The sequence below is a fragment of the Nostoc sp. DedQUE08 genome, from assembly GCF_034530895.1.
Classification (GTDB): domain Bacteria; phylum Cyanobacteriota; class Cyanobacteriia; order Cyanobacteriales; family Nostocaceae; genus Nostoc.
In genome coordinates, this window is record NZ_JAVRCD010000016.1 from 24,207 (window position 1) to 37,456 (window position 13,250).

General features: G+C 42.1%; 11 protein-coding genes. 2 read left to right on the plus strand and 9 right to left on the minus strand.

All coding sequences use genetic code 11. The annotated features are described in order from the left end of the window. Positions 1-10: 10 nt before the first annotated feature. From gcvP to gcvT, 3 genes are all read right to left on the minus strand, one after another. A complete protein-coding gene (gcvP, locus tag RMY64_RS13100; protein WP_322700240.1) occupies positions 11-2,944 on the minus strand; it encodes an aminomethyl-transferring glycine dehydrogenase in 2,934 nt (977 codons plus the stop codon). 197 nt (positions 2,945-3,141) lie between these two features. Continuing rightward, positions 3,142-3,531, minus strand: coding sequence for a glycine cleavage system protein GcvH (gene gcvH / locus RMY64_RS13105; RefSeq protein WP_289797706.1), 390 nt, complete (start codon positions 3,529-3,531; stop codon positions 3,142-3,144). A gap of 125 nt (positions 3,532-3,656) precedes the next feature. Next, the gene (gcvT, locus tag RMY64_RS13110) at positions 3,657-4,793 is read right to left on the minus strand and encodes a glycine cleavage system aminomethyltransferase GcvT (RefSeq protein WP_322671501.1); all 1,137 of its coding nucleotides are present in this window, start codon (positions 4,791-4,793) and stop codon (positions 3,657-3,659) included. A gap of 219 nt (positions 4,794-5,012) precedes the next feature. On the opposite strand from gcvT, the gene RMY64_RS13115 reads away from it, so the two are divergent. Further along, positions 5,013-5,510 carry a pentapeptide repeat-containing protein gene (locus RMY64_RS13115; RefSeq protein ID WP_322690702.1) on the plus strand — a complete coding sequence of 166 codons (498 nt, stop codon included), beginning with the start codon at positions 5,013-5,015 and terminating at the stop codon, positions 5,508-5,510. A 106-nt stretch (positions 5,511-5,616) separates the two neighbouring features. Here RMY64_RS13115 and RMY64_RS13120 read toward each other — a convergent pair whose 3' ends face one another. The 5 genes from RMY64_RS13120 to RMY64_RS13140 form a co-directional block, all read right to left on the minus strand. Further along, positions 5,617-7,386, minus strand: a complete 1,770-nt coding sequence (locus RMY64_RS13120; RefSeq protein ID WP_322700241.1) for a tetratricopeptide repeat protein — start codon at positions 7,384-7,386, stop codon at positions 5,617-5,619. 469 nt (positions 7,387-7,855) lie between these two features. Further along, positions 7,856-8,026, minus strand: coding sequence for a UPF0175 family protein (locus tag RMY64_RS13125; RefSeq protein WP_322700287.1), 171 nt, complete (start codon positions 8,024-8,026; stop codon positions 7,856-7,858). Positions 8,027-8,192: 166 nt separating this feature from the next. Then, positions 8,193-8,723, minus strand: coding sequence for a hypothetical protein (locus RMY64_RS13130; protein ID WP_322700242.1), 531 nt, complete (start codon positions 8,721-8,723; stop codon positions 8,193-8,195). A gap of 278 nt (positions 8,724-9,001) precedes the next feature. Further along, entirely contained in the window at positions 9,002-9,733 is a 732-nt protein-coding gene (locus RMY64_RS13135) for a class I SAM-dependent methyltransferase (RefSeq protein WP_322671497.1), read from the minus strand. Between the two features lie 402 nt (positions 9,734-10,135). Beyond that, on the minus strand, positions 10,136-12,520 hold the full coding sequence (locus RMY64_RS13140; protein WP_322700243.1) for a tetratricopeptide repeat protein: 2,385 nt from the start codon (positions 12,518-12,520) through the stop codon (positions 10,136-10,138). A gap of 134 nt (positions 12,521-12,654) precedes the next feature. Here RMY64_RS13140 and RMY64_RS13145 point away from each other — a divergent pair, with 134 nt between their 5' ends. After that, positions 12,655-12,903: a hypothetical protein gene (locus tag RMY64_RS13145; RefSeq protein ID WP_322700244.1), complete on the plus strand. Its 249-nt coding sequence runs from the start codon at positions 12,655-12,657 to the stop codon at positions 12,901-12,903. 133 nt (positions 12,904-13,036) lie between these two features. Here the strand turns inward: RMY64_RS13145 and RMY64_RS13150 are convergent. Next, on the minus strand, positions 13,037-13,250 hold a 214-nt coding region (locus RMY64_RS13150), incomplete at its 5' end, for a hypothetical protein (protein WP_322700245.1).

Below are 13,250 nucleotides of genomic sequence, written 5' to 3' on the forward strand. Positions count from 1 at the left end.
CTACTTCAGTTTAATAAGCATCCATTGGCAGACAAGAACAAACAAAATTGCGATCGCCAAAGGCTGCATCAATGCGACCGACAGCAGGCCAGAACTTATATTCGCGTGTCCAAGGCGCAGGGTAAGCAGCTTGTTCGCGGGAATAAGGATGATGCCATTCCCCGGTGATGAGACTTTCGGCAGTGTGGGGTGCGTTCTTCAAAAGATTATCTTGGATATCCACCTTGCCAACTTCTATTTCGGCAATTTCTTGACGAATAGAAATCAACGCATCACAGAAACGATCCAACTCTTGCTTAGATTCACTTTCTGTAGGTTCCACCATGATTGTACCCCCTACAGGCCAGGAGACAGTCGGCGCATGGAAACCGTAATCGATCAGACGCTTGGCAACATCATCGATTTCGATCGCAGCAGATTTTTTGAGCGATCGTAAATCTAAAATACATTCATGGGCAACTAGACCATTTTTCCCCTGATACAAAACCGGATAGTATGATTCCAGTTTCTTGGCAATGTAGTTAGCGTTGAGAATCGCCACCTTAGTAGCTTGGGTTAAACCATCTGCACCCATCATGGCGATGTACATCCAAGAAATCACCAAGATACTTGCACTACCCCAAGGCGCAGCCGCCACAGCACCAATATGTGAGTGCTGAGTTGAGTCGTTGATAGTAACAACAGGATGTCCGGGTAGAAAAGGCACAAGATGAGATGCAACGCCAATGGGCCCCATACCGGGGCCACCGCCACCATGAGGAATACAGAAAGTTTTGTGCAGATTCAAGTGACACACATCCGCGCCAATATCTCCAGGACGGCAAATTCCCACTTGGGCATTCATATTTGCCCCATCCATGTAAACTTGTCCACCATGACTGTGAACAACAGCGCAGATTTCCTGAATTGGCTCCTCAAAGACACCGTGAGTTGAGGGATATGTCACCATTAAGGCGGCTAATTCATTGCTGTGTTTTTCTGCCTTCGCCTTCAAGTCAGCAACATCAATATTACCTTGTGAGTCACAAGCAACAGCCACCACCTTCATCCCGCACATCACCGCACTTGCTGGATTTGTTCCGTGTGCGGAGGTGGGAATCAAACAAACATTGCGATGTGCTTCACCCCGATTTTCGTGATATTGACGAATTACTAAAAGTCCAGCATATTCGCCCTGAGAACCAGCATTTGGTTGTAAAGAAATTCCCGCAAACCCAGTAATTTCAGCTAACCATGCCTCAAGTTGCTGGAATAGGATTTGATAACCTTGCGTTTGCGACGCTGGGGCAAATGGATGAATCTTGCCAAATTCCTCCCAACTTACCGGAATCATCTCAGCAGTTGCATTCAACTTCATTGTGCAAGAACCCAAGGGAATCATCGATGTAGTTAGCGATAAATCCTTGCTTTCTAGCTTGTGCAGATAGCGCAACAACTCCGTTTCTGAGTGATAGCGGTTAAAAACTGGGTGGGTGAGATAGGTGCTGGTACGGGCAAGGCTTGAGTTTTGTAGAGGTGATTTGCGCTGTGCTGCAATTAAGTCTCCAATTTCTTTAAAACCGAGAAATAGACTATCAGGCGCTGCAAAAATCTCCAAAATCTCTACCAAATCATCTACTGTAGTTGTTTCATCTAGAGAAATACCAACAGCAGTGTCATCAAAAATCCGCAAGTTAATATTCCGTGCTTGACAAGCTTCAAGAATTACTTCCAGACTGCGTGTTCCCAACTCCACCCGCAGTGTATCAAAGAAATTTTCAGAACTAATTTTGTAACCTAGATGCTTTAGTCCTGCTGCCAACATTAAAGTTAGCTGATGGATATTCTCAGCAATTTGCTTCAGTCCAGTAGGGCCATGATAGACAGCGTACATACTCGCCATTACCGCCAGTAGCACCTGTGCAGTACAAATATTACTAGTAGCTTTTTCGCGGCGGATGTGCTGTTCGCGGGTTTGCAAGGCGAGACGTAATGCAGGCTTCCCTTGGGCATCTTTTGAGACTCCCACAATTCGCCCTGGAACTAGCCGCTTATACTCTTCCTTCGTAGCAAAATATGCCGCATGAGGCCCCCCAAACCCCAAAGGAATACCGAATCTCTGAGTGCTTCCGACAGCAATATCAGCGCCAAACTCCCCAGGAGGGGTAAGTAAAGTTAAACTTAAAGGATCTGCTGCTACCGTCACCAATGCACCCTTAGCATGGGCTTTTTCGATAAAAGCGCGGTAGTCGTAAATAGTGCCATCACTTGCAGGGTATTGCAGAACAGCGCCAAAAATTGGTCGATCGAAATCAAATGCTTGATGATCGCCAACAATAATCTTAATCCCCAATGGTTTAGCACGTGTTTGCAACACGTCGATAGTTTGGGGATGGCAATCACGAGAGACAAAATAGGCATCTGCCTGATTTTTAGAGACACCATAGCTTAGGCTCATTGCTTCAGCTGCGGCTGTGGCTTCATCGAGTAACGAAGCATTGGCAATTTCCAAACCTGTGAGGTCAATAATCAGGGTTTGAAAATTCAGTAGCGCTTCTAGTCGCCCTTGAGCAATTTCTGGCTGATAAGGAGTGTAGGCAGTATACCAACCAGGGTTTTCTAGGATATTACGCCCAATCACAGGTGGGGTAATACTGTCGTAATAGCCCATACCAATGTATGAACGGAAAACCTGATTTTTGGCAGCAACTTTTTTTAATGATGCCAGTGCTGCATACTCGCTTTCTGCTGCTGGTAACTTTAGCGGTTGCTTCAGCCGAATTCCCTGTGGAACTGTTTGGTCGATTAGGGCATCCAGGCTGGGAAACCCCAAAACCTTAAGCATTTGCTGAATATCATCGGAGTTAGGGCCAATGTGTCTTGGCACAAAACTACTGAAATTTTGACTTTTTTCGTCCAGCACTTGCTGCTCATGAGACTTGAGAATAGGGGCGTTCAATACCACAAATTACTCTCCAGATGGTACTATTTCATATTTTGCAATAAATACTCTTAAACTGGGGGCTGGGGACTGGGAATTCGGAAGATATTGGATAGGTGAATAAGAGTAATTATTAATTAGCTTCTCCACTCACCTACTCCCTTACTCTTCCATTCAGCAATCAGCACGGGCTAAACCCTAGCTATCCGCTAACAGCACTTTTACTCCCCTTCTACTTGGGCGCGATACTCATCTGCTGTCAAGGCATCTTCAACTTCACCAGGGTCATTGACGCGCACTTTCAAAAACCACCCTTCCCCGTAGGGGTCTTCTGACACTTCTTCGGGAGAACTAATTAAGGCTTCATTGCGTTCTATAACTGTGCCTGTTACTGGTGAATTAAGTTCCTCAACGGCTTTCACTGATTCAATTGTGCCAAAGTTTTCTCCCCTAGTAAGAGCATCGCCAATTTCTGGTAGTTCCAAAAAGACGATATCACCCAATTCATGTACGGCAAACTCAGTAATGCCAATGGTGGCAATTTCACCATCTATTCGCACGTATTCATGAGAATCCAGGTATCTGAAATCTTGAGGATATTCAAAAGACATATCACTTCCTCTCCCTTATTAAAAAAATTATTGCCCCAATAGTTATCCAAGCCATATTTGGTAATGAACCTGACTGTAGATTGAATAACTCACAACACATTATTCCTCAAAAACCTCAGCGCTTATCAGTTGGCAACACGATTTTTTGACCGATAAAAGGGACGTTTAACTACAACTGCTGGATAAACTTTGCCGCGAATTTCGATTTCTAGCTGCTGACCAACAGTTGCTAGCTGGGTCGGAACGTAGCCTAATGCAACAGGATAACCAAGTGTCGGTGACAGGGTGCCACTAGTAACTTCTCCCACAACTTTACCTGTGGATAACACTTGATAGCCATGACGGGCAATGTTGCGTCCTTGGGTTTGCAAACCTACCAATCGGCGATGCACTCCCTTGGCTTTTTGCTCAGCTAAAACTTCCCGACCAATAAAATCGCCTTTGGTATCTAAATGAACTAGCCACCCCAAACCTGCTTCTAAGGGTGTGGTGATGTCATCGATATCTTGTCCGTAAAGTGCCATCGCTGCTTCTAGGCGCAGAGTGTCTCTCGCACCGAGTCCACAGGGGATAACACCACTTTTATGGAGAGTTTGCCACAATTCTACTCCCACATCCGGGTCTAACATCACCTCAAAGCCATCTTCTCCGGTATAACCCGTGCGGGCCAAAAAGGCAGGTTTACCTAGTAGAGTTGCTTCTAAATGTCCAAAGGCTTTGATTGGTTGCAAGTCTTCTTGCACTAATGGCTGGAGATATTTAATCGCTTTTGGCCCTTGGACGGCAATTAACACTTTATCTGGTGAAAGGTCTTGGAATTGTAATTTATCCAGGTCAAGGTGTTGGAATAGCCATGCTTTATCTTTAGCAGAAGTTGCCGCATTGACTATGATGAATGCCTTTTGTGTACCACTGGTGTCTTCACCTTGATAATAAACAATGATGTCGTCAATAATTCCCGCTTGGGGATTTAACAATACGGTGTATTGTGCTTGACCAGCTTGCAAACGACTCAAGTCGGAAGGTACTAGTGGCTGGAGTTGGGAAATCAGGTTTTTACCTTGGAGGGTAAATTTGCCCATGTGGGAAATATCGAACATTCCGGCTGTATTTCTTACAGCCTCGTGTTCGCGGCTAATTCCACTAAATTGCACAGGCATTTCCCAGCCGCCAAAGCTGGTAAGGCGTGCTTTGAGTTCTACACCCAATTGATATAAAGGAGTTCGCGCCAGAAATTGGGCGTTGTCTTCTTGATTAGCCACAGTTAATTATTGCGTAGATGCGGAGCAACTTGCCGTTAGGCATCGCACCTCAACATCTATCATCCTACGAGAGATTAGGGAAGAGGTGACAGGGGACAGGGGACAGGTGATAGGGAATAATCTCTACCCTGTAACCTATTCCCTTCTTCACTCCCTTGTCCCCTTCTGTAAGGTTTAATAGTTAATGGTGGAAATGTTGAGATTTATTAAGAAGAGATTATGAAATATTGGCAACTGCTAGCTAGCTTTGTCTTAGCTATGGTTCTTTTTTTGTTTCCCCTATCGGCGCAAGCTGCAAGTTCTTCTAGTATTACCCGTTCTGTGGGTAATGATGAACTCAAGGGCAAGGATTACTCTGGCCAAAGTTTGATTGGTACTGAGTTTACCAATCTCAAATTAGAGAATGCTAACTTTAGCAATGCTGACTTACGTGGTGGCGTATTTAACGGTAGCGTATTGGAGGGAGTAAATCTGCATGGTGCTGATTTTAGTGAAGGCATAGCCTATCTAACAAGGTTTAAGGATGCTGATTTAAGTGATGCACTGTTGACCGATGCAATGATGCTGCGTTCTACTTTTGATGGCGTGGATATCACAGGTACTGATTTTACGAATGCAATTTTAGATGGAATACAAGTGAAAAAGCTTTGTGTTAACGCAAGTGGTGTGAATTCTAAAACTGGTGTGGAAACTCGCAAGTCTTTAGGATGTAAGTAAATCCTAACCCCTCTTCGCTAATGGAGAGGGATATATTTTTTTAACGAATTACAAATTACGAATTACGAATTACGAATTACGAATTACGAATTATGCACAGCGATCGCTAATGATATGCTTCTCTTAAAAAGCTGGCATAATTTGCCCGAACCGTCATAGTTGTCGGATGACTTATACCTAAAGTCCGTTCGCAAATTTTCAAAGCTTTCTCAAATAAGGGTTTGGCTTTCCTGTAGCGTCTTGTATGACGGTAGAGCGCTGCTAGATTGTTCAGGCTAATGGCGACATCGGGATGGTTATTTCCCAACAAGCGTTTACTCAGTTCTAAAGCTTGCTCATACAAAGGTTCGGCTTGTTTGTAACTTCCTGTAGATTCGTAAAGTTGTGCTAAATTGTTCAGGCTGGTGGCAACATCGGGATGTGCTTCTCCCAGCAGGCGTTTTCTCAGTTTTAATGCTTGCTTGAACAAGGGTTCGGCTTCACTGTAGCGTCTTGTATAGCAGTACAATGCTCCTAAATTGTTCAGACTCGTGGCAACATGGGGATGTTCTTCTCCCACTAGGCGTTTCCACAGTTCTAAAGCTTGCTGATACAAAGGTTCGGCTTCGCTATAGCGTCCTGTATATTCGTAGATTAATGCCAAATAGCTCAGGCTTGTGGCGACATCGGTATGTTCTTCTCCTAACAGACGTTTTCTCAGTGCTAAAGCTTGCTCAAGCAAGGGTTCGGCTTCTCTGTAGCGTCCTGTAGTTTCGTAAAGTACTGCTAAATTGTTCAGACTAGTGGCGACATCGATATGTTCTAAACCAAGACGATTTTGAGTTAGTTCTACACACCGTTGCAACCAAAGTTCTGCTTGCTGATAGAGTGCTTGACTTTGATAAAACCAGGCTAATTTGCTAAACAGAGTGATTAGATTTTTATCGCCCAGATATTCAGATAGGTGAGTTGCAACTTCTTTAATATGCGGGATATGTGGAGTGAAGTTGAGAATATCTTCAGGGTTGAGCTGTTGCGGAATTAGCTTTGCTACCTCTAACATCATGGTTGCAAATTTAGTTTTTGCTTCATCCGCCTCACTTGACTTATCCAACTTCATTCGGAAAAGTTGTCGAATCTGTGGATTTAGAAGATAAATTCCTTTATTTTTTTGTTGTAATAAATGTAATTCTAGTAAATCGGCTATGGCTTTCTCGTTGAGTTGTTGTTTTTTGTCATTTTCTATTGTCTCAACAGATAGAGGAATGTCAGCTAAAGCACACAAACTCAGCAAACAGCCGAAGCTTTGGGCATTTTCATCCAACTGTTCCCAACTCAATTCAAAAGCTTCAACTATACCGTATTCATCAGGCATTAATGAGTTAGCGTTAGCTATTGCTTTGTGTTCCACTCGTTTCTTCTCTAGCCGCTTTAGCAGTGTTTCCAGAGACAAATCTGGCATTTTATTCAAATATCGTCCCACTAACTCTAACGCTAAAGGTAAATATCCCAAAAATTTACAAATTCTTCTCGCAACCCAAGCTTCTTGTTGCAGTCGTTCCCGAACCACTAGCGATTTGAATAATTTCATCGCCGCCAATGGTTTGAGGACAGCCAATTCGCTATTATTATATTTTGCGCTCAGGTAAGATTGTAACTTTTCTAGTTTGTCTTGATTGTTGAAAGTCGCTAACTCAGGATTATTCTGAGCAAACTTGTTATATACCTCACCCACCCACTTTGTGAAAGCGGCAATATCAACGTTTAATTCGCTGGCAAGTTTAGCTTTAGTTTTACCTAAATTTTCTGTCTGAAAATATTTTGTAAAAGCTGCCATTTGCTCCAGAGATAAGCCATTCGTAGCAGCTTCTTTTGCTATAAAATTAGCCCATTGCATAAACAGCTTGTAAAATTTATTTTTATTGTAGCTTTGTCTCCATTAGGAAATCTTCTATCTTTGGGATAAAAGTACCATTTGTATAAAAATATTTAAATTTAGTGGCTACGTATTTTGTTATTTAATATGAGAATCAAATCGCAGAGTCGCAGAGGGCAAGAAGGAAGAGAGAAAAGGAAGCAAAAGCTATTTGAAGTTACAATTGATAGCGATCGCTATTCTCCTGTTTGTTGCTTGAGTAAATTGACCAAAGTATCGGATAACCTCAAACCAGCGTCACACCAAGCTTGAATTCCAGGAGATATTGCTTGGGATTAGTCCACGTCTTTTCGCTAATATCAGCAAGCCTCCGGTTCCGATAGTATTAATACCTAAAGCTTGACCACAACGCCATGCTGCTCTATCGTCAACAATAGCAGCACAGTGGGAATTTTTGGTGCCAAACTCAATCCTTGTGATTCTCCCTTTCTCAAATCCAAGCTGCTACAACAGGCGCAATAGCATTAAAATCTACTTGGTAGCGCAATAAGGCATTAATAAATTCAGCACGACGAGTTAACCCAGCAATTTCTGCTGGGCTAACTTGTGAAATGTCACCTAATTCATACCATTTAACTGCGGCAATTCGTATTTCTTGGATAAATTCTTTTGGATTTTTACAAAATGCTGAAAATACTGTTTTCTACTTGAAGCGATGCGAACATTTAACTCAACCTACAAATATTTTTAACTGAATCGGATTGCAAGTTAAGGGATAATTGGTAATTGGTTTTCCAAAAGAATTAATTTCAGAAGTTAGACCGTATCTAGCGGTATTTAGCAGTTCCAGTGAGTACTAGAGTTTGATATGACTGTAATTGTCCAAATAGGGGAGTACGAATAAATCCTGATGTTCTTTGAGTCGTTAAAATGGCTTCAGTTTGGACAGGAGTTTCTCGTGTTCCGATCGCTAGATTGATAATTGGTAAGAGTAAGCTCAGTTTAACTATATTTCCTCCCAAATCAGGATTTAGTGGTTTGCTAATAATTATTGTCAGTAGCGTACCGATATCAGTAGCTAATGTCTGAATTTGATCGCCACTAAAATGCTCAGAAATTGTTTGAGTTTTGTAATCAAGCTGTGAAACTCCATTGATAATTGAATACTTGATGTTAGTATCTTTACCTTCAAGTTCAAATTCATTTGGTCGTTGCACAACAATTGCTTGTGCTGGTTTGGTGGATTTGGCGATCGCAAAAGATAATAGTGATGTCGTGGTTAAGCCAGTCACAAAAGTGAGAGCAGTTTTAAGAACTTGACGACGGGGAAATTTTGAGGATATGTCTTTAAGGTTCATAATCGTAATTTAAACCATTGATAAAGAAATATTTCTCTTTCTAGAAAGAGATTAAGATTGCGCTATCCGATATAGAGCGCGACAGCGCTAATATGATTCTAGATTATTCAGTTAGCAAGGTAGCTAAACTATAGGCTTACACCATCGGTACTACCCGACTCGATTCTCGCTAGCACATCGTTGAGCGACACATTGAACTTGACCACTCCTAAATCTGAATTTTATTTAAAGTTGATGTGACAAAGTATTAGGATGAGAAGTTACCATGAAAAATCATGTTAATTCTCACAACTTAGACCGATGATTAAGCAATTGTCTAAAAAATCTTGCCAGTAATCTTCTGTGTACTGTTCTATTGCTTGCTTTGGAATTTCTATAGGATGCCATGAAAACTTCTTAAACCCAGCTTCTGTTACAGCCCATTCATAAATAGATTGACTCCACCCAAAGTATTTAATCATAAATGGTGGATTTGTGTGAAGTTCAGTTTCAGAATAAAAGCCTTCTGACAAAGGTTCTTGTTTGAGTACCGTAAGTCCATACTTTGTTGAATTTGATTTCTTCCAAGAGAAATTCGGATTAACCGTCATGGCAACAAAACGCCCGTTTGATGCTAGATTTTTGCGAATATTAGAAAGCATCTGTAGTAGATACTCTTTGTTTTCTGCATAATTAAGAAGATAAACCGCAGTAACTAAATCAAAACTGCCAATTTTGTGGAGTTTGGCAATATCTAACACTTGATATTCATTTCCAAGTGGATTTTTCATCTCTTGCTGGCGTGCAACGTTTACCATTTCCTCTGATATGTCTACACCAACAACTTTTGCAGCTCCTTGTTCTTTTAACAATCTGCTATAAAAGCCAGTACCGCAGGCTAAGTCTAAAATGGTTTTTCCTTGAAAATTACCAAGAATTTTAAATAGTGTAAATTTTTCGGCGATCGGCAATGTGCCTACAGTTTTAAACTGCTCGTAAACACCGCCAATAGTATCATATAGCTCAGTCATTTGATCCTCAACCAATAGGAAATTAGAATAATTATCTCATTCTCCCTATTTGATGCTGGGGTGCTATGCATTAGTCACATCTTTCTTAACAAAAAAGTGAAATGCTAGAAATTAAAATACCAGTTGTTCATTTTTAACTCTCCAGCTAAATAAAAATAAATTTCTGATGACAATATTAAGTGGTGTTACAGTTCGTAAGCGATCGCACTTGAGCATTTGAAACTCAAAGTTGCACCTTTGAACTCAAAATGGCTATACAATGTCTACGATGGGCTACGCCTACGCACTATTATTGACTGTACTATTTGGTGTGTAGAAGGCGATCGCTCCTAAAATTTAAACTATAACTGTTGTGTGGCGTTAATTTGGTGTGGTTTTGGGGGAAAGGGGCGATCGCTAGGGTTATGTTTCTCTTAAAAACCTTGCATAATTTCCCCGAACCGCAATTGTATCGGGATGACCTACACCTAAAGTCTGCTCACAAATTGCTAAAGCTTGCTGAAATAGGGGTTCGCCTTCATTGAAGCGTCCTGTAGAACAGTAAAGTCCTGCTAGATTGTTCAGGCTAATGGCAACATCAGGATGATTGTCTCCCAGTAGGCGTTTGTAGAGTTCCAAAGCTTGCTGATACAGAGGTTCGCCTTCATTAAAGCGTCCTGTAGAACAGTAAAGTGATGCTAGATTGTTCAAGCTATTAGCGACATCGGGATGGTTGTCTCCCAGCAGGCGTTGTCTCAGTTCTAAAGCTTGCTGAAACAACGGTTCGGCTTCGCTGTAGCGTCCTGTAGATTTATAAAGTGCTGCTAGATTATTCAGGTTAATGGCAATATCGGGATGGTTGTCTCCTAGTAGGTGTTTTTTTAGTTCTAAAGCTTGCTGAAACAACGGTTCGGCTTCGCTGTAGCGTCTTGTAGAACCATAAAGTAATGCTAAATTGTTCAAGCTATTGGCGACATCGGGATGTTTGTCTCCCAGCAGGCGTTGTCTCAGTTCTAAAGCTTGCAGATACAGGGGTTCGGCTTCGCTGTAACGTCCTGTATAACGGTAAAGTTCTGCCAGATTGTTCAAGCTAGTGGCGACAATAGGATGGTTGTTTCCCAGCAGGCATTTTGTCAGTTCTAAAGCCTGCTTATACAGGGGTTCGGCTTCGCTGTAGCGTCCTGTAGATTTATGAAGTGCTGCTAGATTGTTCAGGCTAGTAGCAATATCGAGATGTTCCGAACCCAGGCGATTTTCAGCAATTTTTACACACTGCCGCAACCAAGGTTCTGCTTGCTGATAAAGTCCTTGTCCTTGATAAAACCAGCCTAAGCCTGTAAACGGTCTGATTAAATCCCCATCGCTTAGATACTCGGATAAGTGGGTTGCAACTTCTGCAAGATGGGGGATATGTGAAGTGAAATTCAAAATATCTTCACGGTTAAGCTGTTGAGGAATTTGCTTTGCCACCTCTACCATCTGCGCTACAAAAGCAATTTTCACCTCAATTGCATTACTTGACTCATCCAACTTCATTTGGAAAAATAGCCGAATCAGTGGATGTAGACGATAAATTCCTTTACTTTGCCATTGTATTAAATGCAGTTTCCGCAACTCAGCTATGGCTTTCTCCCAAAGTTCTTGTTTATCGTCATCTTCTATCGTCTCAACAGAAAAAGGAATATCAGCCAAAGCATACAAACTCAGCCAACAGCCTAAGCTTTGTGCATTCTCATCCAACTGTTCCCAACTCAATGCAAAAGCTTCAGCAACGCCGTATTCATAACGCATCAATGAGTTAGCCTCGGCTATTGCTTCGTGTTCCAGTCGCTTTTTCTCTAGCCGCTTCAGCAGTTTTTCTAGAGACAAATCTAGCATTGTATCCAGATATCGCCCCACTAACTCTAACGCCAAAGGCAAATATCCCAAGAATTTACAAATTTTTCTCGCAACCCAAGGTTCACTTTTCAGTCGTTCTCTGTCAACCAACGATTTTAATAATTTCATCGCCGCCAATGGTTTGAGAACACCCAAAGGTAATTGCGGCAAAGTTCTATCAAACCCCAAGCGCGTTGTCAGCAATACTTTAAACCGGGATGATTCTGGTGGTAGATAAGGCTGAACCTGTTTTTTGTAATCGGTGACATCATCAAACACCAGCAGCACTTCACCTTGTTGCCAATTCTGCCAGCAGTATCTCAGCCTATCTGCTAATTCCCAGTCATCCGGTGCAATGAGTTTAAATTTTAATTCAGCAAATCTGAGAATTTGAATTCCGACATCAATTCCCTGTGCTGATAACCAGCAAACCCCACCTTGATAATTCTGCAAATGCTGTTTGGCGTATTGGGTAGCGAGTTCAGTTTTCCCGACTCCACCCATACCGGCTACAGCTACAATTGCAACTTGCCGAGATTTTTGTAATGAGGAGTGCAGTTCTTCTAATTCCGCCTCACGTCCCACAAATTTTTCAAATGGAACAGCAGGCGGAATATTGTGATGAATTTCTTTAATTGTGGGCTGGGCATCTTGCCCGCCATTATATTTCTTTGTCAGGTAAGCCCGTAACTTTTCTAGCTTACCCCGACTGTTAGAAGTGGCTAATTCAGGATAACTCTTGGCGAATTTATCATACACCTCAGCCATTCGCTTTTTGAAAGCAGCCGCACCAATGTTTAATTCGCTGGCAAGTTTCACCTCACTCTTACCTGAGTTTTCAGTCTTCAACCGTTCTACAAAAGCTGCCGTTTGCTCTGGGGATAAGCTATGAGTAGCAGCTTCTTTGGCTAGAAAATCAGCCCATTCCATAGACAGCTTGTGAGATTTCTTTTCGATTCTACTTAATTTCTACTTTTGTTCTACTTTGTCTCGATTTCTAGGGAATTTCCTCTTCTTTGGGCAGACATAAGATTTGCATAGAAACATTTAGAAGAGGTTCAGCCATGAAAACTGCTTTAACAAATCCAGTCAATACTACTCAAGCCACCCAAACTTCCCAATTAATCCCCGCCTCGCCAACATCCGTAGAGAATCCATCTATCTGGATGCGAGATGGATATAGCCCTACTGAAATTATTCTCGCGGCGGCAATTTTAACTTCATTGTCGATTGGGGGAATTGCTTCTGTGATTGTGGCGATTACGGGTTTAGTTAAAACTTTAGTACGCCCGACAACCGAAAAAACAAAGTAGGGGTACTGGCAAAGCCAAATTCTTCGCTTCGTTGCTATCCCGCCTCAGAATCAATTCCGAGGCTAATAGCCTAAGTCCGTTCAAACGGACTAAATTTTAGTTAATTTGAGTCAGTTTTAACTGACTTATGCTGTTAGCCTGCGATTTGAATCGCAGGTGGGCTGAAGGTATCGCCCGTAACTTGAGCCTTTGAGCCTTTTAACCTCGACGTTGAGCCTTTTATCCTCAACGTTGCACCTTTTATCCTCAACGTTGCACCTTTTATCCTCAACGTTGCACCTTTTATCCTCGCCGTTGCACCTTTTATCCTCGCCGTTGCACCTTTTATCCTCGCCGTTGCACCTTTT

Coding starts and splice junctions, on each gene's coding strand:
- gcvH (WP_289797706.1), bottom strand. CDS start 3,531: ATGTCTTTTGAATATCCTCAAGATTTCAGATACCTGGATTCTCATGAA.
- RMY64_RS13115 (WP_322690702.1), top strand. CDS start 5,013: ATGAAATATTGGCAACTGCTAGCTAGCTTTGTCTTAGCTATGGTTCTT.
- RMY64_RS13120 (WP_322700241.1), bottom strand. CDS start 7,386: ATGCAATGGGCTAATTTTATAGCAAAAGAAGCTGCTACGAATGGCTTA.
- RMY64_RS13130 (WP_322700242.1), bottom strand. CDS start 8,723: ATGAACCTTAAAGACATATCCTCAAAATTTCCCCGTCGTCAAGTTCTT.
- RMY64_RS13135 (WP_322671497.1), bottom strand. CDS start 9,733: ATGACTGAGCTATATGATACTATTGGCGGTGTTTACGAGCAGTTTAAA.
- RMY64_RS13140 (WP_322700243.1), bottom strand. CDS start 12,520: ATGGAATGGGCTGATTTTCTAGCCAAAGAAGCTGCTACTCATAGCTTA.
- RMY64_RS13145 (WP_322700244.1), top strand. CDS start 12,655: ATGAAAACTGCTTTAACAAATCCAGTCAATACTACTCAAGCCACCCAA.